16 protein-coding genes are annotated in these 22097 nt (G+C 40.2%); 7 read left to right on the forward strand and 9 right to left on the reverse strand.

Annotated features, from left to right (window positions below; translation table 11 throughout):
* Positions 1 to 50 precede the first annotated feature (50 nt).
* Entirely contained in the window at positions 51 to 407 is a 357-nt protein-coding gene (locus tag N6B01_RS09610) for a DUF930 domain-containing protein (RefSeq protein ID WP_262078488.1), read from the reverse strand.
* Positions 408 to 840: 433 nt separating this feature from the next.
* Between N6B01_RS09610 and N6B01_RS09615 the strand changes: the two genes are divergently transcribed.
* The 4 genes from N6B01_RS09615 to hydA all read left to right on the forward strand — a co-directional run bounded on the left by N6B01_RS09615 (position 841) and on the right by hydA (position 6684).
* A complete protein-coding gene (locus tag N6B01_RS09615; protein ID WP_262078489.1) occupies positions 841 to 1077 on the forward strand; it encodes an Lrp/AsnC ligand binding domain-containing protein in 237 nt (78 codons plus the stop codon).
* A gap of 233 nt (positions 1078 to 1310) precedes the next feature.
* Positions 1311 to 3605, forward strand: a complete 2295-nt coding sequence (locus N6B01_RS09620; RefSeq protein ID WP_262080635.1) for an NADP-dependent malic enzyme — start codon at positions 1311 to 1313, stop codon at positions 3603 to 3605.
* A gap of 200 nt (positions 3606 to 3805) precedes the next feature.
* Positions 3806 to 5053, forward strand: a complete 1248-nt coding sequence (locus N6B01_RS09625; RefSeq protein ID WP_262078490.1) for a Zn-dependent hydrolase — start codon at positions 3806 to 3808, stop codon at positions 5051 to 5053.
* A gap of 173 nt (positions 5054 to 5226) precedes the next feature.
* The gene (gene hydA, locus N6B01_RS09630) at positions 5227 to 6684 is read left to right on the forward strand and encodes a dihydropyrimidinase (protein WP_262078491.1); all 1458 of its coding nucleotides are present in this window, start codon (positions 5227 to 5229) and stop codon (positions 6682 to 6684) included.
* Between the two features lie 84 nt (positions 6685 to 6768).
* On the opposite strand, the gene N6B01_RS09635 is transcribed toward hydA, so the two are convergent.
* The 6 genes from N6B01_RS09635 to grpE form a co-directional block, all read right to left on the reverse strand.
* Positions 6769 to 8196, reverse strand: coding sequence for a DUF4139 domain-containing protein (locus N6B01_RS09635; RefSeq protein WP_262078492.1), 1428 nt, complete (start codon positions 8194 to 8196; stop codon positions 6769 to 6771).
* Positions 8197 to 8262: 66 nt separating this feature from the next.
* On the reverse strand, positions 8263 to 9780 hold the full coding sequence (locus tag N6B01_RS09640) for a DUF4139 domain-containing protein (RefSeq protein ID WP_262078493.1): 1518 nt from the start codon (positions 9778 to 9780) through the stop codon (positions 8263 to 8265).
* Positions 9781 to 9949: 169 nt separating this feature from the next.
* The gene (locus N6B01_RS09645; protein WP_262078495.1) at positions 9950 to 11416 is read right to left on the reverse strand and encodes a DUF4139 domain-containing protein; all 1467 of its coding nucleotides are present in this window, start codon (positions 11414 to 11416) and stop codon (positions 9950 to 9952) included.
* A 36-nt stretch (positions 11417 to 11452) separates the two neighbouring features.
* Positions 11453 to 12910, reverse strand: coding sequence for a DUF4139 domain-containing protein (locus tag N6B01_RS09650; RefSeq protein WP_262078496.1), 1458 nt, complete (start codon positions 12908 to 12910; stop codon positions 11453 to 11455).
* A gap of 102 nt (positions 12911 to 13012) precedes the next feature.
* Positions 13013 to 14470, reverse strand: a complete 1458-nt coding sequence (locus tag N6B01_RS09655; RefSeq protein ID WP_262078497.1) for a DUF4139 domain-containing protein — start codon at positions 14468 to 14470, stop codon at positions 13013 to 13015.
* Positions 14471 to 14735: 265 nt separating this feature from the next.
* Positions 14736 to 15392 carry a nucleotide exchange factor GrpE gene (gene grpE, locus N6B01_RS09660; RefSeq protein ID WP_182417561.1) on the reverse strand — a complete coding sequence of 219 codons (657 nt, stop codon included), beginning with the start codon at positions 15390 to 15392 and terminating at the stop codon, positions 14736 to 14738.
* Positions 15393 to 15726: 334 nt separating this feature from the next.
* Between grpE and N6B01_RS09665 the strand changes: the two genes are divergently transcribed.
* The 3 genes from N6B01_RS09665 to N6B01_RS09675 all read left to right on the forward strand — a co-directional run bounded on the left by N6B01_RS09665 (position 15727) and on the right by N6B01_RS09675 (position 18796).
* Positions 15727 to 15972, forward strand: a complete 246-nt coding sequence (locus tag N6B01_RS09665) for a hypothetical protein (RefSeq protein WP_182417562.1) — start codon at positions 15727 to 15729, stop codon at positions 15970 to 15972.
* A 119-nt stretch (positions 15973 to 16091) separates the two neighbouring features.
* Positions 16092 to 17015: a LysR family transcriptional regulator gene (locus tag N6B01_RS09670; RefSeq protein ID WP_262078498.1), complete on the forward strand. Its 924-nt coding sequence runs from the start codon at positions 16092 to 16094 to the stop codon at positions 17013 to 17015.
* Positions 17016 to 17038: 23 nt separating this feature from the next.
* On the forward strand, positions 17039 to 18796 hold the full coding sequence (locus N6B01_RS09675) for a lysozyme inhibitor LprI family protein (RefSeq protein WP_262078499.1): 1758 nt from the start codon (positions 17039 to 17041) through the stop codon (positions 18794 to 18796).
* A 257-nt stretch (positions 18797 to 19053) separates the two neighbouring features.
* On the opposite strand, the gene ispG is transcribed toward N6B01_RS09675, so the two are convergent.
* Positions 19054 to 20289 carry a flavodoxin-dependent (E)-4-hydroxy-3-methylbut-2-enyl-diphosphate synthase gene (gene ispG / locus N6B01_RS09680; protein WP_262078500.1) on the reverse strand — a complete coding sequence of 412 codons (1236 nt, stop codon included), beginning with the start codon at positions 20287 to 20289 and terminating at the stop codon, positions 19054 to 19056.
* 200 nt (positions 20290 to 20489) lie between these two features.
* A complete protein-coding gene (locus N6B01_RS09685; protein ID WP_262078501.1) occupies positions 20490 to 21887 on the reverse strand; it encodes a DHA2 family efflux MFS transporter permease subunit in 1398 nt (465 codons plus the stop codon).
* Positions 21888 to 22097: the final 210 nt, after the last annotated feature.

Genomic DNA, 22097 nt, shown 5'->3' on the forward strand with positions numbered 1-22097 from the left:
TGTTAATTTTTTTTCAGATAAGAACACCAGCACTTTAATTTTATAAAGCGCTATGGAACCAAATAATGCTTATCCCAATCCTTACGCGGCACAAGATCTCCTATCTTATACTCAAAAGTATTAATGGTTACAAAATCATCTTGGGTCTTGCAAATATAGGATAAACGATACCAATTACCGTTCGATCTGAAGGCCGCACCCTTAGCTTTCACTGTATGTGCACTCATAACAGGATCTGAAAATGCATAAGCCAAAACCTTGTCAGGTCGCCAACGCTTTTCCTTACCAAGGCGGCTCATAGCTTCGATATCGCAACGTTGTTCAATACGTGTTTGCGGGTCAAGCTTATTAAGCTGCATTATCTCTGAAGCGGTTAATGCATGAGCATTATTTATCAAAACAAGCATTACTATAGCCACTAATGATAGAGCTATTTTTCGATAAAAATAATAGTATTTTAAAAAATGTACCGACAAACCAGATGCAGAAAATATTTGCTGCATTATGGATTTTTTATTTATTGGAAAACTATCCTCTATGATAGCATTTTTCCTATTGGCTCGCATTCTTATAAACCCTATTAAATTTTTGACTTTGAAAACCAAAGGCGATGAATCGATGCATATTTCAACACCGCATCCTTTTTAACCTTCAAATCTTAACGAAATTCTTGATGAAACTTTATATCTTAAAAACCTAAAATAAGATCACAACATGTTGCCCATCACCATAATCATAAGACAATTTCATTATTTTAGAAATTTTCGCAATTACGGGTTAACAAAAGCTTAATATCACTTTAATAAGATAGGGAATAAACCCAATAGTTGAGGATAAATTATGAAGCCGATTTTCATGCAACTGCAATGTGTACCTGGCAAAACCTACGAGGTTGCCGATATACTCTATACAAGAGAAATTGTTTCTGAACTTTATTCTACCAGTGGTGAATTTGATCTTCTTCTCAAAATTTATGTAGCAGAAGACAAGGATATTGGTAAATTCCTTAGTGAGAATGTTTTAGATATCCCAGGTATTGTACGTTCATTGACCACCATGACATTTACCGCTTTTTAAAATTCATTTTCATTGGTAAGTTAATCAATGAATATTATCGCAGATGAGACTTTGCGTCGCTTCAAACATAAAGTGTGCGAAGTTTATTGCACATCATCACAAACAGTTTTAAACATTTCTTGTCTTTTCATCTAAAAGCTTTAAAAGGGCTGATTGAAAAAAATTAAAGCTATTACGGCATTGTGCCAGATAATATGCTAATTGTGTGTGAAATTTTAATGAAAGATATATCCATGGCACCCAATAGTGGCCTTACCAAAGAACAAAAATCATCAAAAGCCGTAAGCGATCAAGAAGCCCTCAATTATCACTTTGAAGGCCGCCCTGGTAAGTTAGAAATTATTCCAACCAAGCCAATGGCAACTCAGCGTGATTTGTCATTAGCCTATTCTCCAGGCGTTGCGGTTCCAGTTGAGGTTATTGCCAAAAATCCTGCTGCCGCCTATGACTATACGGCAAAGGGCAATCTTGTTGCAGTTATTTCTAATGGTACCGCTATTTTGGGGCTTGGTAATCTTGGTGCATTAGCTTCAAAGCCGGTCATGGAAGGTAAGGCGGTATTATTTAAGCGCTTTGCTGATGTCGACTCTATTGATTTGGAAGTTGATACAACTGATATTGAGGCCTTTATTAATTCTGTACGCTATTTAGGCCCAAGCTTTGGCGGCATTAATCTTGAAGATATTAAAGCGCCAGATTGCTTTATTATTGAAAGCCGTTTGCGTGAAATGATGGACATTCCTGTTTTTCATGACGACCAGCATGGAACAGCAATTATCGCCGTTGCCGGCCTTATTAACGCGCTTTATTTAACCAAGCGTGATATGAAAACAACCAAGCTTGTTTGTAATGGCGCCGGTTCTGCTGGCATTGCCTGTATTGAACTTGCAAAGGCTGTCGGCTTTGCTTCTGAAAACATTACTCTTTGTGACACCAAAGGCGTTGTCTATGAGGGCCGCCAAGAAAATATGAACCAGTGGAAATCGGCTCATGCTGTGAAAACTGATGCTCGTAGCCTTGCTGATGCGGTAAAAGATGCCGATGTGTTCTTTGGTGTTTCTGCCAAGGGCGCCCTTACTGCCGATATGGTCAAATCAATGGCAGCCAATCCAATTATTTTTGCGATGGCCAATCCTGATCCTGAAATTACCCCAGAAGAAGTGGCGGCAATTCGCTCCGATGCTATTGTTGCAACGGGTCGCTCTGACTATCCAAATCAGGTTAACAATGTTCTTTGTTTCCCTTACATGTTCCGTGGTGCTCTTGACGTGCGTGCGTCAACTATTAACGATAAAATGAAAGAAGCAGCAGCTTACGCTTTAGCAAATCTTGCTCGTGAAGAAGTGCCAGATGATGTTGCCGCTGCCTATCAGGGCAATCGTCCACGTTTTGGCCCCAACTATATTATTCCTGTGCCTTTTGATCCACGTCTTCTTGCCGCAATTCCTGTAGCTGTTGCAAAAGCGGCGATGGAAAGCGGCGTTGCGCGTAAACCAATTGAAGATTTGGACGCTTATGCAAATGAATTAGCAGCTCGCCGTGATCCAATTGCATCCACCATGGGTGATATTTATAAGCGTGTGCGCAATGAACCTCAGCGCATGGTCTTTGCCGAGGGTGAAGAAGAACAAGTCATGCGGGCGGCGCTTTCCTACGTTAATCAAAAGCTAGGTAGTGCAGTATTGGTTGGGCGTGAAGAAAAAATTCATGAAACAGCAAAGCAGGCCGGTATTGATCTTGATCGTGAAGGCGTTACCATTGCCAATGCATCATCTAATGCCCGACGCGACGACTATGCCGATTTTATCTATCAGCGTTTACAGCGTCAAGGTTGGTTAAGACGCGATTGCCACCGCTTTATCAATAATGACCGTAATTTCTTTGCTGCAACCATGGTCGCCATGGGCGATGCCGATGCCATGGTAACTGGCGTAACCCGCAATTATGAAACTGCTTTTTCTGATGTGCGCCGGGTTATTTCGATTAAAGAAAATGCAAGATTAATGGGCGTTTCCATTGCCCTTTGTCGCGGTCGCACCGTATTTATTAGCGATACAGCAGTGCATGAACATCCAGACGCGACCGCCCTTGCCGATATTGCAGAACAGTCAGCGCATTTGGCTAGCCGCATGGGCTATACTCCACGCGTTGCATTCCTTGCTTTTTCAACCTTTGGTCACATGAAAGGCGAAGGCGCCCAGCGCATTCAAGAAGCAGTGGCGATTTTAAAAGAACGCAAGGTTGACTTTGAATTTGATGGCGAGATGAGTGCCGATGTCGCATTAAATCCCAAGCTTATGGAACAATATCCATTTATGGGTTTTAAGGCACCAGCTAACGTCCTTATTATGCCTGGCTATCACTCGGCATCAATTGCTAGCAAAATGCTCCAAGAATTAGGAGGAGCCACCATTATTGGCCCTATTCTAGTAGGTCTTGAAAAATCAGTGCAAATTGTGCCTTTAGGTGCAAAAGACAGCGAAATTTTAAATATGGCCGCACTTGCAGCCTATGGTGCAGTTCGTTAAAAATAGATATGCTGATAAACTAGCATCCAAAATTAAAACTATAAAAAAAGCCTCGTTGAAAAACGGGGCATTTTTTATGCGCCGCAAAAACCAAATATTCCACCATAGTGGATTGCAATTCAATGTTTGACACAACGCTTTTTATCAAGCAATAATTGCCTCAATCATCTTCGATGCTACAATAAATAAAGGGGCAAAAAATGCTTGTTGGCGATAATCATCGGGTAAATGGTGAAAGACTTTGGGACAGTTTAATGGAAATGGCCTTAATTGGCCCCGGTATAAAGGGCGGTAATAATCGCCAAACTCTTACCGATGAAGACCGCGAGGGGCGGTTATTATTTACCAAATGGTGTAAGGATACTGGCCTTACCATGAAAATTGATACTATGGGCAATATGTTTGCCCGCCTTGATGGCACTGAAAATCATCTCCCACCGGTTGTCATGGGTAGCCATCTTGATACACAACCAACCGGCGGCAAATATGATGGTGTTTTAGGGGTATTGGCTGGTTTGGAAGTTATCCGTACCATTCGTGATCTTGGCATAAAAACGCGCCACCCTATCGAAATTGCCAATTGGACCAATGAAGAAGGTGCACGCTTTGCACCTGCTATGGTTGCTTCAGGTGTTTTTGCCGGTGTAATTGAGGAAAGCTGGGCAAAACAACAAACCGATAGTGAAGGTAAAAAATTCGGCCTTGAGTTAGAGCGCATTGGTTTTGTTGGTGATGAGCCTTGCGGAAAACATCCAATTAAAGCCTATTATGAACTTCACATCGAGCAAGGTCCAATTTTAGAAGATGAAGCAATTGATATTGGCGTTGTTACTCACGGCCAAGGTTTAAAATGGATCGAAATTACCCTTTTGGGCAAAGAAGCTCATACGGGATCAACACCAATGGTGAAGCGCATTGATGCAGGCCTTGGCATGGCGCGCATTATCGACCGTGTCAATGATATTGCTTGGCGCTACCCTCCCCATGCAGTGGGAGCCGTGGGCATGGCCAATATCTATCCTAATTCACGCAATATTATTCCTGGTAAAGCCGTTTTTACCATCGATTTTCGCCATCCTGATAAAACAATAATTCAAGCTATGGTTGATGCTCTCATTCTTGAGGGTAAAAAAATTGCCACGGATTTGGGATTGGAGTTTAGTTGGCAAGAAGTAGGCGGTTTTGATCCAGTAACCTTTGATAAGACCTGCGTTGAAAAAGTGCGCTCCGCTGCAAAACAACTAGGTTATTCCTATTGTGATATCGTATCTGGCGCAGGCCATGATGCATGCTGGATTAGCCATGTTGCTCCAAGCGCAATGATTATGTGTCCTTGTGTTGATGGATTAAGCCATAATGAAGATGAAACGATTACGCCGCAATGGGCAAAATCCGGTAGTGATGTATTGCTAAACGCCGTATTAGCAACGGCAGAAATTATTGATTAATATAGATTAAAGCATTTCTAGCAAGATTTATTGCAAGTTTTGTATTGAGGAAATGCGATAGTATAAAGGGTTTTGAGCACGTTAAGTATAAATAAACGTGCTCAAAAGCGTAACCATTTTAAAATTAAGGGCTTTTGGGTAATGATTTAAAACCTGCAAAATGGGAGGGGAATATGCCAACAAAACTTATAAAAAACGGTATTATCGTTACAGCAGATCGTAGCTATAAGGCTAATATTTTAATCAAAGACCAAAAAATCGCGGCAATCGGTGATAATTTACAAGGCGATAGTATTATTGATGCCAAAGGTTGTTATATCATTCCCGGCGGCATTGATCCCCATACACATTTAGAATTTCCCTTCATGGGAACTCATTCTGCCGATGACTTTGACACTGGTACTAAGGCGGCAATAGCAGGTGGCACCACTATGGTGGTTGACTTTGCCCTACCCGATGAAAATGGTAGTCTACTTGGCGGCTTACAATCTTGGTTTCAAAAGGCGGGCAAAGCACGTTGTGATTATTCATTTCATATGGCAATTACCGGTTGGAATGAGCAAATATTTAATGAAATGCATGAAGTGGTTAAGCGCGGCGTTAACACATTCAAGCATTTCATGGCCTATAAGGGCTCAATCATGGTCAATGATGATGAGATGTTTGCTTCATTTTCACGCTGCGCGGAATTGGGAGCCTTGACCCTAGTTCATGCTGAAAATGGCGACATCATAGCGCAACTACAACAAAAGTTGACCAAAGAAGGTAAAGTTGGCCCTGAAGCCCATGCATGGTCAAGACCCCCTGAAGTTGAGGGAGAAGCAACTAATCGGGCGATTATGATAGCTGACCAAGTTGGCGTTCCACTTTACGTGGTACATGTATCATGCGAAGAAAGCCATGAAGCAATCCGGCGGGCAAGGCAAAAGGGCATGCGAGTTTACGGCGAACCACTAATCCAACACCTTACCTTAGATGAAAGTGAATATATGGATAAGGACTGGGATCATGCAGCAAGGCGCGTGATGTCTCCACCCTTTCGCAACAAGGAACATCAAAACAGTCTTTGGGCGGGTTTAACTTCAGGTTCGCTACAAGTGGTTGCAACAGATCATTGCGCATTTACAACAGCGCAAAAACGCCGTGGGTTAAATGATTTTACTGCCATTCCCAATGGTACTGGCGGATTGGAGGAGCGGCTTGCCTTGCTTTGGACCCATGGGGTGCGCACTGGGCGCTTAACGATGAATGAATTTGTTGCAGTTACCTCTACCAATATTGCAAAAATTTTAAATATTTATCCGCAAAAGGGTGCAATTATCGAAGGTGCTGATGCTGATCTTGTCATATGGGACCCAGAAGCCAAAAAGACCTATTCAGCTAAGCAACAAAATTCAGCCATCGATTATAGCGTATTTGAAGGAATGGAAGTTGTAGGTTTGCCAAAAACTGTGCTAACGCGCGGCAAAATTGCTTATGACAATGGCGAAGTTATAGCGCAAGCTGGGGATGGAAAGTTTATAGAACGCCAACCATGGAATGTGGCGAATGAAGCACTTTCCAAGTGGAAAGAATTGGCAACGCCTCAGCCCGTAAAACGCAACGCGCTACCAATAACGACTGGGATATAAATAGAGCCTTAACTGCACGATGCAAGAGTATTTTGTTGAAATAAAACCAATAAATACTCCTGCATTGTAGATTGGAGAAAATCATTAATCTTTAGTGCGCACCTTATAGGTAAATACAGTTTGTCCTTTAGCCTCTACGTTGACTTTCCAACGTGCATAATTTGCATTTAGTTTTTCATGGACAATATCTTCTTCCAAAATTTGCCATTCTTTTGGAAAGAAAATACGAACATCCACTACTATGGCTTCATCCTTGGCATTTTTAACTGTTATTAAGCTAGTCTTTTCATAGGATGGGCTATCACCCAAACCTACCTTTTTGGCATCTGTGACCTTACCATATACATTAATGTCAAAAGGGTTACCTGGTGTAAAGGATACCCACTCATTTTCTGCTGTATGCTTAATAGAATCTTCGCCAATAAGCTGTGGATCTCCCTGCTTGTCAGGCTTATAAGCGCGTAAAATACCTTTAGGCAATGGCACACCTAAATTAGACTGTTTATCATTGAAAAATGAAAAATAGACATTAACATTAAAAGGCTCACCTTCATTATTGGAATTCGTATTACTCGTTAAATACGAGCCAAATAGATGTGGCTCGGCTTTATAGAATTTTTGAACTGGAATATCATAAGCGGCCATTAAGGCAATCTGCTTTACCTGTTTATTTTTAAGTGTCGTTGAATAAGGTAACGTGTAAAGATGATAGTCAAATAAACTTTCGTGTCCAGAGAATGCCTTACCTGTTCCCGCGCCGTCGTGAACTACACCAGATTGTGTTACCATCCAGTCTAATTTTACAATATTGATTTTCCCAGCAACAAGTTTAACCGTCGCATCATGATAATCTGTGCCGCTATTATTGGTAAGCGTAACCCAACCTTTAAGGGAAATGCAATTTTCTTGTTGGTTAAGCTCGGCAACATAATCGGCAATCCAACTAAAGCCGCTTGAAAGATAAGAAATTTCCACTTGCCGCGTACCAGCTTTGCTACACATAATATCGGTTGCTAAGGTTGGGCGATCGCGTAAATTTTGTGGCAATGCGTCAAATTTTATTCGCGCATATTTGGGTAAACCAATTTCAATACGGTCACAATATTGTAAAACAAGACCAGAATTATTGGAAAGAATAGTTGCCTTTTCTTCATACTCATCGCCAGCACTATTGCGCATGACGATTGTCACTTCTTTGCCAACATATTTTTCGGTTAGGGCATCCGGTGTTAAGAGATCAAAATTAAAATTTTGCTCAATCACGTTCAACTCAGAACCATCTGTAGCAATCATAATTGCGGTTTCCGGTCGTATTTTTCCAGAAACATCACGCAAGGCAATGCGGTTCATACCACTATTCAAATTAAGGTCGCGCACTTCACGCACAAGAGCTAAATGTTCATTATAAATTGTAACCGCAATTTCTTTACGCGCATTGCTAAAACTCACCTGTTCATCAATAGGGCGCATTTCTATTTGGTGGTTTACGTTTTTATTTTCATCTCTTTCCATAAATTACCCTCACGCTAAAAACCTTATACCAACCGTATCAAAATACCTTACCATGGTTATGTGCAACTAAAATTTGGTGCTTACTCCAAAGTTGAAATCTCTCCTACAGATACTGCCATCTTTGATAAATTGCGAACGGAGTTTATAATTGAAAACATTTTGCTCATTTGGCTTTAGCTTTACTTTCCAAAATACTTTACAAGCATCAATTTTTTTATGAGGCAAATCTTCTTCGACGATCTCCCAATCATCTTTAAACATAAAAGAAACCCACACCTCTACAGCCTGATTTTGTGTATTTTTTATTGTAATTTTATGATTTGCTTCCGAAATGGTGCCATTTTCAATTTCGGTTTTAGACAACCCTGTTATATCTTCATAAGCCTTTATATCATCAGTAGTAACCGATTTTAAAGCTACGCGTTCGCCCTCCATCGTGTGATTTATAAATTTTTCATTTAAAAGCAGCATGTCACCTTTATTATCTGCTTTATAGCTACGCAAAGTTCCCTTTGGCATTGGTATTCCCAAATTGGAGTGCTTATCATTTAAAAAATAATAATTGGCGCTAGCACTAAGTTTTTCACGACGATCCCAATCTTTAGATTGCGTATCATATCGCCGTTGGGTTAAGTCTGAGTACGACAGCTCATAATATTTATAAACTGGTATGTTCTCAATGTTCATCAACGCGACTTGCTTTACCTGTTTATCCTTAAGGGCCGTTGGTTGTGGTAGCGTATAAAGATGATAATCAAGTATGGGGGCTTCTAATTTTACAGAAACACCAAAATTAAAATTTTGTACCCGATCTTCCTTTTCTGCTAAGTTTTTTCGTTCTTCAGGAACCAAGTTAAGCTCACCTGCGACAAGCTGAATTTTGGCGTTTTCAAAACTCGTACCACTATTATTTTTTAATGTTACCCAGCCCTTTAAAGACATTTTGTCATTGTCTTTGTTTAATTGTGCAACATAATCTGCCTCCCAATGTAAACCACTGGAAAGATAGGCTATATCTACGTGGCGTGTGCCCGCAGTATCGCTTATTATGTCGGTCACGAGCGTTGGCCGATCACGTAAATTTTGCGGCAGGCTATCAAATTTTATCCGTGCATCTTTTGGCAAACCAATTTCAATGCGGTCAGCATATTTGAAAATAAGACCATTATTGGCTGAAAGAAGAAATGCTTTTTCTTCAGTAATGCTGCCATCTTGGTTACGGCGAATAATAGTTAATTCCTTGCCAACATTTTTTTCACTCAAAGAATTAGGGGTTAAAAGATCAAAATTAAAATTTTGTTCAAGAACATGAATTATTGCATTGTCTTTAAACTTCATAATTGCTGTTTCTGGTCTGATTTTGCCTGAAACATCACGCAGTGCTATGTGATTTAACCCCTTTTTAAAATCAAGTTCGCGTACCTCACGCACCAAGGCCAGATCATCATTATAGATTGTCAGCGCAATTTCTTTGCGGGCATCGCCAAAACTTATTACTTCCATCACGTCTTCTGCTAAGACCTGTAGTGTACTGCCAAGTAAAAGACTTGCGCAGCACGCAACTAATTGAGTGGTCTTTTTCATTATTACCCCTTATGGAAAAAATGGCCTATTCAATGTTTTTATGGGCTTAAAGCGCTTGATGCGAAAATCCATCAATGGTTTTCTTTTAAAAAAACGCAATGCAATTAGCAACTTAAAGCATGTATTATCTTCCTAATAAAGCGGACATGCTTTTTGGTTAAACGCTATTTTATTCGCTTACACGAACTGTATAGGTGAGCGTGGCTTCGCTTTTTGGATCAACTTTAACCTTCCAAACAACATGTTTATCATCGCGCTTTTCATGGGCAATGTTTTCTTCCAAAACTTCCCATTCGCCATAAAAACGCCTTGGTACTTCGACAATAACCGCCTCATCTTTGGTATTTTTAAAGGTAATTTCATTGGTGTTTTCAAAGGTCGAACCAGATTTTATGCTTAAGCCAAATTTTTTGCTTTCTGTACTTTTCATTTGTGCAGAAATATCAGGTGCATTGCCAAACTTTAACCGCACCTTGGCATTGGGATCAACATGGTCAATAATATTTTGACTTAAGAATACTGGACTGCCATTTTTATCCAAAGCAAAGCTTCTAATATTGCCACTTGGCAAAGGCATACCAAGATTGGATTGTTTATCATTGGCAAAATCAAAATAAACGCCAATAGTGGCTTTTTGCTCGCCAAAAGAGCTCGACTTGCTATAGCTATAATCATTAGAATTGCTGCCTTCGCCGTCAAAAATATAATGCTTGACGACCGGTACTTCGACGCCATTTACCAAAGCTGCTTGCGTGTCAACTTCATGATTAAGGGTGACCGGCTGCGATATGGTATAGGAATTGTAATTGAAGGCAGCGCGATCTTCAAAAGATTGGTCGGCTAGCGTAATGCCGGGCTCTTCAATATCTATCCTTGTTTTACCCTTTTTTTCATAAGAACCAAAAACATCAGCTTTGCCCGCAATTAGGGTTAATTTTGCATTTTGATAACTGGTATCCGTGTTATTTTTAATTGTTACCCAACCCGTAAAAAGCATTTTGTCTTCGCTAGCATTAAGCTTTACCGCATATTCTGCAACCCAATCAAATCCTTTAGAAAGATAAGAAAGGTCAACGGTCTTTTTGCCCTCTTCACTGCTCATCACCTTGGCTAGCAAAGTTGGCTGGTCATATAGGTTTTGCGGTAAGCTGCCAAAATCAACGCGCACATCGGCAGGAAGACCGGCGGTAATTCTATCGGCATATTGCAAAATAAGGCCTGAATCATTTGATAGAATGGTTGCCTTTTCAGAGCGTTCTTCGCCATTTTTGTCGCGGCTAACAATGGTGACTTGTTGGCCAACATATTTTGCCGTTAAATTGGCTGGAGTTAACTGATCAAAATGAAAGCTTTGTTGCAACATCTGGAGTTGTGTTTGCGCAGAACTCAAAAAGGCTGTTTCCGGTCGTATCATGCGCGAAACATTACGAAAAGCAATGCTGTTGATACCTTCGCTAAGGTTAACATCGCGCTGCTCACGCACTAATGCGAGACTATCTTTATAAAGGGTAATTGCTATCTCTTTACTTGAATCAGCAGAAATTATTTGTTGATCCACCGTTTGTGCTGATGATTGGGTGATTGATGCCACCAATAATGATGCACAACTAGCAAGAAGTATTTTTGACTGTTTCATGAAATAATCCTCAACGTAAAAAGGCTTAAATTATGATTAATTACTCGTGCGTACCTTATAGGTGAGTACAGCTTCACTTTTGGGATCTACTTTTACGCGCCATATAACAGTATTGGCGCTGCGTTTTTGATGAGGAATATTTTCATTTAATATTTCCCAGTTTTTATAAAAATTAGTTGGAATTTCAACTACAACGGGCTCATCCTTAACGTTTTTAACCGTAATTTGATTTGTTGTTTCATAACCTTTTCTTGAATTTAAACTCAAGCTAACCTTTTCGTGCTCTAAGGTTTTTGCATAGACTTTAACATCAAATGCATCGCCAAATTTCACCCGCACATTTTCTTTGTCAGCAGTGTGATCAATGCTATCTTCGCCGATAAAAAGTACATTGCCTTTGCTATCAGGCTTATAGGCTCTCAATACGCCTTTGGGTAAAGGCACACCCAAATTGGATTCCTTATCATTTACAAAGTTAAAATAGACCCCAACTTTAAGTGGCACTCCTTCTTCATCCATATTATAGTGAGAATATATGCGCCTAGTCTCCTCAAGGCTATAATGTTTTTCGACTGGCACATTATCTGCGCTCATTAAAGCCACTTGTTTAATTTGATTATTATTTAATGTGGTTGGATGTGGCAAAGTATAAAGATGATAGTCAAGCAGCGCTTCCTGCTGCATAGGTGTGAACATTACCATTACCTTATCCTGACTTCTTGCTCCAGCCCACTTATCTTTGTGAGCATTAAGATCAACTTGATTAATATCACCAGCCACCAACTGTAATTTCGCGTCCTTATAAGATGTGCCACTATTATTTTGGAGTGTTACCCAACCTTTTAGGGAAATTCTATTTTCGTCATTGTTAAGCTCAGCGACATAGTCGGCTTTCCAGTTAAAGCCACCTGAAAGATAGGCAATATTAACTTCTTTATTGCCTGTTTCTTCACTCATAATATCGGTGATGAGTGTTGGGCGATCGCGAAGATTGTGCGGCAAGGTATCAAATTTTATCCGCGCATCTTTTGGTAAACCAATTTCAATTCGGTCATTATATTTTAAAACAAGGCCGGAATTATTGGAAAGAAGGACTGCTTTTTCTGAATTTTCACTGCCGTCTTGGTTGAGCCTAACAATGGTAACTTCCTTACCTACATATTTTGCAGTTAAAGCATCTGGTGTTAAGAGGTCAAAATTAAAATTTTGCTCAATTACATAAAGATTGGCATTGTCCTTAGTAGTCATAATCGTCGTTTCAGGCTTAATCATGCCGGAGACATCACGCAATGCAAAATGATTAACGCCCTTTTGCAAATCAAGATCTCGAACTTCACGCACCAATGCCAAGTCATCATTATAAATGGTAACCGCAACTTCTTTGCCAGCATCACTGATACTTACTTGCGCGTTTTGGTCTTGCGCAAAAGATTGAGTAATTGAGGTAAAGCAAAAGATTAAACTGCTCAAAAACAGCCAAGCTGCTTTTTTCATAAGCCCCCCTTTAAAATGTCTTTATCGCAGGTTTCAAACGGTTTTATAACTGTGAGTTGTTATTTCGTTTTGTTGCCCCGCATTTAGCGGGGCAACGAAAAGCTAATTGCTGGTGCGCACCCTATAGGTAAGTACACTCGAGCTCTTAGGGTCAACCTTTACTCTCCATACGGCAGAATAGGCACTGCGTTTTTCATGCGGAATATTCTCTTGCAGCACTTCCCAATTACTATAAAAATTTGCTGGAATTTCAACCACAACCGGCTCATCCTTAGCATTTTTTACCGTGAGTTCATTTGTAATTTCATAAATTGGGTTTGAATTTAAACTCAAGCCAACCTTTTTATGCTCCAAGGTTTTGCCGTAAACCTTAACATCGAAGGCATTGCCAAATTTCACCCGCACGGTTTCTTTATCAGCAGTGTGAGCAATGCTATCTTCACCGATAAAAAGCACATTGCCCTTACTATCAGGCTTATAGGCACGCAATACGCCTTCGGGTAAAGGCACGCCTAAATTGGATTCCTTATCATTTACAAAATTAAAATAGACACCAACAGTAAGTGCTTGCCCTTCTTCATCGCTGTTATAGGTAGAAAAGGAACTGCTTGTAGCCGCAGCAATATAGCGCTTTTCGACCGGCACATTGTCTGCGCCCATCAAGGCCACTTGTTTGATTTGATTATTATTGAGCGTAGTTGGTTGCGGTAAACTATAAAGATGGTAGTCAAGAAAAGGTTCTTCAGCCATTTCCTCCTTAAATGCAGAGCTACGGGCTTGAACGTCATCTCCCCCACGAATTTCCGCACGTACATAGCCACGTGCTCTATTAATTTCACCTGCAACCAGTTGTAATTTGGCATCCTTAAAAGATGTGCCACTATTATTTTGTAAGGTAACCCAACCTTTTAACGAAATTCTATTTTCATCTTTGTTAAGTTCAGCAACATAGTCGGCTTTCCAGCTAAAGCCACCTGAAAGATAGGCGATATTAACTTCCTTAGCTCCTTCGTCATCACTCATAATATCAGTGACCAGTGTTGGACGATCGCGAAGATTTTGCGGCAAGGCATCAAATTTTATTCGCGCATCCTTTGGCAAACCAATTTCAATACGGTCACTATATTTTAAAACAAGGCCAGAATTATTGGAAAGAATGGTGGCTTTTTCTGAATTTTCGCTACCATCTTGGTTGCGGCTAACAATGGTAACTTCCTTACCGACATATTTTTCGGTCAAAGCTTCTGGTGTTAAAAGGTCAAAATTGAAATTTTGCTCAATCACATAAAGCTTAGCATTATCCTTAGTGGTCATAATGGCAGTTTCTGGCTTAATCATGCCAGAAACATCACGCAACGCAAAATGATTAACGCCTTTTTGTAAATCAAGGTCGCGCACTTCACGCACCAATGCCAAATTTTCATTATAAATGGTAACTGCAACTTCTTTACGCGCATCGCCCGAACTTACTTTTTCAGCGCTTGTTTGAGCCGAAGATTGGGCAATGCCTGCAATGAGCAAAGTTGCACAGCTTGCAAGTAGCATATTAGCCTTTTTCATAAAGTCTCCTTAATAAAACAAAAATATCAATGTTTGATTTTTGTCATTAAAGGGAATGAATAAGACTTTTTTTCTACATTTTTGCAGCAAAAATAAATTAATTTTAATAATTCAATAGATTTTTTTGCCATATTTTCTTAAAAATTAGCTGATATGTGCAGAATACTTCAATATCTGACATAGTCTTCTAAAATAAAAGGTGAGATAACATTTTGCCATCTCACCTTAATAAAATAGTAATTTATCACTAACTATTTTTCACTGCCTATTTTTCACTGACTGGCACATCTTTCGGTCCGCCGGTTGTTACGCCAACTAATGCCGGGCGCAATACACGTTCACCAATCACATAACCATCTTGAATGATTTGAGCAATGGTATTTGCTGGCTGTGATGGATCTGGCACTTCAAACATTGCTTGATGAAAGTTTGGATCAAATCGATCACCAATTTCACCAGCTTTGGTAATACCATAACGCTCCATAGTGGTCTGCATCAAGCGTTCCGTCATTTCAACGCCTTCTGCAAGATTGCTCAAATTAGCATCGCCTTCGCGGGCATCAGCTGGAATAGCAGTTAATGCACGACCAAGATTATCGGACACGGCAAGCATATCACGCGCAAAATTTGCAACCGCATAGGTTTTTGCATCATTTACATCGCGCGCAGTGCGGCGGCGCAAATTTTCCATTTCAGCAGCAACACGCAATAATTGGTCTTTTAAAGATGCGTTCTCATCTTGCAGCAAATCAATATTGCGTGCAGTGATAACACCTTCTTCATCTTCAATTTCCATGCGTTCTTCAGCCTTGCGTGTCTTTAAAAAGTCATCGGCAGCTTGCCTAAGCTCATCGCGATCCTTTGGATTTCTTAAATCACGAGCGTTTTCAATGTTCTCGTCAACGTATTTTTCGTCAGACATGTCAATTCCATTGTTTACAAATTTCTCTTACCCTCGATATCGATTTTTATAGCGCGAAAATCAAGGGCAAAACTATAAATTATATGCCGTTATAACAAATTTTACAGAAAATCCTATAAATTTGGTGATAATAACGTTTTTTTATGAAAAATATTGCACCACTTGGCTAAAAAGCTTATCCATATTACCATATTATTTTGACCAATTAAAATCTACCACGCATATATTAGACGTTAATTCACAATGTAACCCTAACAAAATTTTAATAAAAAATCCGCTATATTTAAGCCAAGAATAATGCCTAATATATAGCGAAATTAATTATAGGTTAGATATGAAAAAAATCCGTATTGTTAAGACAGTTGACGGCATTGAAAAGGAAAATTACACAATACCTTTGTTTTTTGTTAATTTGTTAAGCAAAATTTTGCCCTCTAGTGGTATTGAAGGTATGCAAGAAAAAGGATTGGATATTTCAGCTTTAATAGAAGCTGCAAAAAACCAACAAGATTATAAAACAAAGCTTACTGTGATTGAAGGCAAAGACAAAACAATTATTGATCTAAGTTTAGAACCTTAGAAAGTAAAGCAAAGACATTAAAACAAATTTTAATATAAAATTGCTTATGCGCTTTATTAAATATTTATGAGTGATGCAAGTGCATGATGCCTTGCGCAAATTGCCTAAAAGGAAAACCTATGGGCCTATTGACCAGAATGCGTTCTTTCATCGCCGTTGTTGAAGCTGAAGGGTTTTCAGCCGCAGGACGCAAAAGCGGTCGCTCCAAGGCGTTATTGTCAAAGCAAGTACGCGAGCTTGAAGATATGCTTGGCGTTTTATTGCTTAACCGTACCACAAGGCAATTATCCTTAACCGAAGCTGGACAATTATATTACCTTCGCGCCCATGATATTGTCCGCGAAATAGAAGACCTTGGCAATAGCGTTGCGGAGGCCACGGCAATCGTGCAAGGTAAGATCAAATTATCGGCGCCACATCCTTTTGCCGCATCACCGATAGGGCGATCATTAATTGATTTTTGCGAAGCAAATCCTAAAATAAATCTTGATATTCACGTTGAAGATCGTTTCATTGATTTGATTGATGAAGGTTTTGATGTTGCCATCCGCATCACACGTCTTGATGATTCCTCGTTAGTTGCGCGTAAATTAATGGATGTTTCGTCGATTGTATGTGCTTCACCTGCCTTATTAGAACGTCACGGCATACCAGAAACGCCAGAAGAGCTGACCAATTTGCCCTGTCTTGTGGATAGAAATAATCGCGGATTTAACAATTGGTTCTTTACCGACCTTAATGGCCATGAATATTCAATCCCCATTCATGGGCCTATAGAGGTTAATAGCCCCTTTTTAACCCGAACAGCAGCTGTTACTGGACTTGGTCTTGCTCGCATGCCAGATTTTGTTGCGGAGGAAGAGATTAAGCGTGGTAATTTGCAAGAGGTGCTTGCTGATTATCGTTTGGGTGGTATCGGCATTTATGTCGTTTATCCCGATAGGCGTTATTTACCCACCCGCGTTCGGTTGTTTTTGGATTTTATGGCAAAATGGTTTCGCGATTATAAAAACGCTAAGGATGACGAAGTTATAGAAAGCTAGATAAGATATAAAGGGGGGCGGTTATGTCAAAAATTATTTATGGCTTATTAGTTGTACTGTTTGGCTTAACCGTGTTTTTAAGCTCTAAAAGTGCCCATGCTGATGCGCTTTATGACAAATGCCTAGATGATAAGGCAGATGGAACCAATTTTGATTGGAGAAATTGCGGTGTTGAATATTTTGAGCGTATAGATAGTGATTTGAATATTACATGGCGTGAAGTAATTGATAGCTATCAAAGTCACCCCAATGGCGAAACAATCAAAAAGCAGCTCATAGATCAACAACGCTTGTGGATTACGTTTAAAGAGCAGTCCTGCCAGCCTTTTTTTGACAGCTTTCGTGGTCGTGAAGGACAGGTAATGCATTTTTTTGGTTGCCGCGGCGCTATTGTTGAGGATCGCATAGCGCAATTAAAGCAATTTTATTGCAATGATGATGCAACGTGCCATTTTTCTGACTATGAACTTGATGACCTTCTATCCGACATTGAAATATCCGATCGCGAGCTTAATAAGGCCTATCAATTTATTAGAAAACGGCTAGAAGATATTTTTTCAGACACAGAAAATGATGAGTATTACAAGCAGTTTAATCCACCTGCCATATCATTGCGCAATGAGCAGCGCGCTTGGGTAAATTTTAAAGACAAAGCCTGTCTTTTCATGAATGAGCTTAATCCGGATGCAGCAAGTCTCAAGCCAGTTTTTCGTATCAACCAGTGTAAAGATTTGGTAACCCGTCATCGGCAAGAGGAACTGAGTTTTTATTGTGATATGGCCGATTGTTTTTTACCCAATAAGCCAGCCATTAAAGATAACCAATGGGAAATTGGCTGCGATCAAAGCTATAGTTGCACTGCAGTTGGACATGGTAGTGAAAGCTTTTCAAGCCTACCCAACTACATTGTTATAAAATGGCAATATCATAGTACAAAGCCGGCTGAAATACGCTTTATGCTTTACTTAAGTGAGGCTCAACACAATGATGAGCCTAAAAAAGATAAAATTGAAATGCAATATCAAGCCTATGCTTATTTTGATGATAAGAAAAAGGGCGATATTTCAGCTTTTTTACAAAACCAACCCACGGCGGAGGATAATCAAGGATCATTCAATATTAATGTAAAAAATGACCATATCGAAAATATAATGCATCATCTACTGCATGACAAAGTGCTTAATTTTGGTATAAATAAAGCTAAAGACAGCAAAATTACGTTAAACTTAGCAAGCTTTCAAAATTTTTATCAAGATACTAAGGATTACGTCGATTTTTTCTATCCCAATCAAGTGGTAAGCCTGCCAAAGGTAAAGGCCTATCGTCTCTTTATTGATGATATTAATGTTAAAACGCCTGAATCCTTATTGCCACCTCCTGACGAAGACGCCTGCAACCGCAATATATGGTCAGATGTTATTTTTCATGCGAGCAATGGCGATCACTTTTATGCAATGTGCGACAATACGGGTGCATATAATGGCTCTTACACAATTTTGCAGCCTAAAGATAATTATAAACCCTATCCTACGGAAAAAATAGATAATCAAGATAGGCGGAATGAATTTTATAATTCTTTTGGGTTAGAAAAACCAACCATGACCTTTACCGACTTTCCAAAAGGCAGAGCACTTGGAGATTGTGGTATAATCACTGACTATAGCTATACGCCCGATGGATTTCGCCGAACAAAAGTAACGCGTATGGACACTTGCGCAGGTATTGATTGGCAAGATTGGCCGGTTGTTTATAATCTTGATGTCGAGGAGATAAGGCCATAGGCTTTTAAACGTCAGCACCGATAACTTAAAGATTGCATCCTTAGTTAGTTAATTGATCTTACTATCAACCAAAATGATATTTAATATAGTGGTGTTTTCTTAAATTTTTACCCATAGATTTTATATGAGGAGTTAAGCAAAAAATTTGCCAACTCAAATTGCTGACCCTAGAGAACTTTCAACTAATTTGGGGGAACAAAAAGCCATAGACTTTCCCTAATGATAAAAGCCTATGTTTTTTAATGTTTGCCAACTATTTAACTAAAACGGTTTTCAATATATTCAGACACCATTTTTTCAAAGTCTGCCGCGATGTTTTCACCGCGCAAGGTCGCAACTTTTTTGCCATCTACGAAAACCGGTGCTGCCGGTGTTTCGCCAGTACCAGGCAGTGAAATACCAATATCAGCGTGCTTTGATTCACCTGGTCCATTAACGATACAGCCCATAACCGCAACATTTAAAGATTCAACACCTGGATATTGCTCGCGCCAAATTGGCATATTGCGGCGAATATCGGCTTGGATTTTTTCCGCCAATTCTTGAAAGACGGTTGAGGTTGTGCGCCCACAGCCAGGACAGGCGGCAACAATTGGAATAAATTGGCGAAAGCCCATAACTTGCAAAAGCTCTTGGCTCACTTGCACTTCACGGGTGCGATCACCGCCCGGTTTTGGCGTTAATGAAATACGGATAGTATCACCAATGCCTTGTTGCAACAAAATTCCCATTGAAGCAGATGAGGCAACAATGCCCTTAGTGTCCATGCCAGCTTCGGTCAAACCAAGGTGCAAAGCATAATCACAACGTGCTGCAAGCATCGTATAAACGGCGACCAAATCTTGCACTTGGCTTACTTTTGCCGATAAAATAATCTTGTCGCGGCTAAGTCCTACTTCTTCGGCGAGAGCACCATTTAACAGTGCCGATTGCACCACAGTTTCGCGCATCACTTGCTGGGTTGTGAGTTTTCCACCTTGAGCTGCATTTTCATCCATAAGGCGGGTTAATAATTCTTGATCTAATGAGCCCCAATTAACGCCAATGCGCACGGGCTTGTTGTGTTTAATAGCAATTTCAACAATATCAGCAAATTGCTTATCTTTTTTATCTTTAAAACCGACATTGCCGGGGTTAATACGATATTTTGCCAAGGCTTCGGCGCAAGCAGGATGATCGGTTAAAAGCTTATGGCCGATATAATGAAAATCGCCAATTAAGGGTACAAAAATATTAAGCCGCTCTAACCGTTCGCGGATGTGAGGAACTGCGGCGGCTGATTCATCACGGTCAACGGTGAGGCGCACCATTTCAGAACCGGCAAGAGCAAGCGCGGCAACCTGCGCAACGGTCTGATCAATATCAGCAGTATCAGTATTGGTCATTGATTGTACAACAACCGGCGCATCGCCGCCAACTGTTACACCACCAACCCTTACAGCAACCGATTTACGGCGAGGAAAAGGCGCAGAAAAATAGCTTTGTGAGGTCATATTCGAACTATACTCTGTTAACGTCAAAACCCAAATCTATGAGTTCTATAATATCTATCAAAATCGTCTTTTCCATTTGAATTTTGTACAACCAAATGTGTTAGCCGTTTATCACTTATAATCATTCAAGACTGCTTTGTCTTGCTTTTTTATAAGCCATAATTGTGACATATGGTTTCCATTTCGTCATCAATCAAGCATTATTTTTCAGTTCTAATGAGTTTTGCTTTCTTTTCCGCCAAAGCATGTCCTGCGTCCTTAGGTAATGTGCGGAAGATAAAGAAAGAAATTGCGCTAATTGCTACGACAATAAAGAACGCGATATGAAAATCCGTTAATCCTAAACCACCATCATGCATGGAAAGGCTCACCTCAAGAACGGTACCTGCAATAGCAACACCAAGAGCCACCGATGATTGCTGCGCAACAGATGCAATAGGTGCGGCTTGGCTAACTTTATCTTGGGCAATATCGGCATAGGATAATGAATTGACCCCTGAAAAAATCAATGATCGCAAAAAGCCACCGACAAGCAAAATTCCAAGCATCAACAAATATGGTGTTTGTGGTGTAAAAAGCCCATTAATTGCTATTGTTGCGGCTGAAAAAATAGAGCCAAACATTAAGACCTTGCGAAAGCCAAAGCGCCGATAGGTACTTGTTGCACCAAGTTTCATACCGAGCGCACCAATTGCGCCAACAAAGGTAATAAGCCCCGATTGCAAAGGCGAAAGACCAAAGGCAATTTGTAGCATCATCGGCAATAAAAATGGCGAGGCGCCAAGCCCAATGCGGAAAAAACTGCCGCCCGTGATCGATTTGCGAAAAATGGGATCTTTAAAAAGGCTCAAATCTAACAAAGGATGCTTGGCAGTTTTTGCGTGGCACAAATAAAAATAGGACGTAATAAGCCCAATCAAAATTGTCACAAAAGCCAACCACATTGGCAATGCTGGCAAACTGACCATAGAAAGACCAAAAATTATACCAGCAAGACCAATACCGGAAAGGAAAAAGCCCGGCCAATCAAGCGGAGGCAATATCGGCACTTCATCGCGTGGCAAATAAAGCGTTGCAAAAAACATGCCTAAAAGTCCAATGGGCACATTGATTAAAAAGATCCAATGCCAAGAAAAATAGGTGGTAATAAAACCGCCAAGCGGCGGGCCAACTAATGGGCCAATAAGAGCTGGCATGGTAAGCCAAGCAAGAGCATTGATAAGATCAGCTTTGGGCGTAGAGCGAATAAGGAGGACGCGGCCAACCGGTGACATCATGGCGCCGCCAATGCCTTGCAAAAAACGCGCACAAACAAAACCGGTGAGGGAATTGGATATTGCACACAAGATTGAGCCAAAAATAAAAACCGCCATAGCAATACGAAAAATATGGCGCGCGGTGAAGCGGTCTGCCATCCAGCCACTTACCGGAATAAAAATAGCAAGCGACACAAGATAAGAGGTAAGCGCCAATTTTAATGCAATTGGGCTGGTATCTAAATCACGCGCAATCGCTGGCAAGGAGGTAGATATGACATTGGCATCCATATTTTCCATGAATAAAGCAACTGCTAGTACAAGTGGCAAAATACGGATCACAATAATTTCCTTACCGAAAATAATGATGTTTTTCTGTCGATAACTTAAATTTGCATTTTTTTAAATAAACTTGTTATGAACAATCATTGTTACAAAGCCACAAACAATTCGTAGATTTTGGTCGCGCCTGTTTTAACCAACTTTAGCAATTTAATCATCAATTCCCAAGAGCTAAAAAGTAACGTATATTTCATATCACTTTTGAAGTTG

The organism is Bartonella sp. HY406 (assembly GCF_025449315.1).
Taxonomy (GTDB): domain Bacteria; phylum Pseudomonadota; class Alphaproteobacteria; order Rhizobiales; family Rhizobiaceae; genus HY038.

Excerpts from the sequence above, each read along its gene's own strand:
- N6B01_RS09610 (WP_262078488.1), bottom strand. The coding sequence starts at position 407 with ATGCTTGTTTTGATAAATAATGCTCATGCATTAACCGCTTCAGAGATA.
- N6B01_RS09615 (WP_262078489.1), top strand. The coding sequence starts at position 841 with ATGAAGCCGATTTTCATGCAACTGCAATGTGTACCTGGCAAAACCTAC.
- N6B01_RS09620 (WP_262080635.1), top strand. The coding sequence starts at position 1,311 with ATGGCACCCAATAGTGGCCTTACCAAAGAACAAAAATCATCAAAAGCC.
- N6B01_RS09625 (WP_262078490.1), top strand. The coding sequence starts at position 3,806 with ATGCTTGTTGGCGATAATCATCGGGTAAATGGTGAAAGACTTTGGGAC.
- hydA (WP_262078491.1), top strand. The coding sequence starts at position 5,227 with ATGCCAACAAAACTTATAAAAAACGGTATTATCGTTACAGCAGATCGT.
- N6B01_RS09635 (WP_262078492.1), bottom strand. The coding sequence starts at position 8,196 with ATGGAAAGAGATGAAAATAAAAACGTAAACCACCAAATAGAAATGCGC.
- N6B01_RS09640 (WP_262078493.1), bottom strand. The coding sequence starts at position 9,780 with ATGAAAAAGACCACTCAATTAGTTGCGTGCTGCGCAAGTCTTTTACTT.
- N6B01_RS09645 (WP_262078495.1), bottom strand. The coding sequence starts at position 11,416 with ATGAAACAGTCAAAAATACTTCTTGCTAGTTGTGCATCATTATTGGTG.
- N6B01_RS09650 (WP_262078496.1), bottom strand. The coding sequence starts at position 12,910 with ATGAAAAAAGCAGCTTGGCTGTTTTTGAGCAGTTTAATCTTTTGCTTT.
- N6B01_RS09655 (WP_262078497.1), bottom strand. The coding sequence starts at position 14,470 with ATGAAAAAGGCTAATATGCTACTTGCAAGCTGTGCAACTTTGCTCATT.
- grpE (WP_182417561.1), bottom strand. The coding sequence starts at position 15,392 with ATGTCTGACGAAAAATACGTTGACGAGAACATTGAAAACGCTCGTGAT.
- N6B01_RS09665 (WP_182417562.1), top strand. The coding sequence starts at position 15,727 with ATGAAAAAAATCCGTATTGTTAAGACAGTTGACGGCATTGAAAAGGAA.
- N6B01_RS09670 (WP_262078498.1), top strand. The coding sequence starts at position 16,092 with ATGGGCCTATTGACCAGAATGCGTTCTTTCATCGCCGTTGTTGAAGCT.
- N6B01_RS09675 (WP_262078499.1), top strand. The coding sequence starts at position 17,039 with ATGTCAAAAATTATTTATGGCTTATTAGTTGTACTGTTTGGCTTAACC.
- ispG (WP_262078500.1), bottom strand. The coding sequence starts at position 20,289 with ATGACCTCACAAAGCTATTTTTCTGCGCCTTTTCCTCGCCGTAAATCG.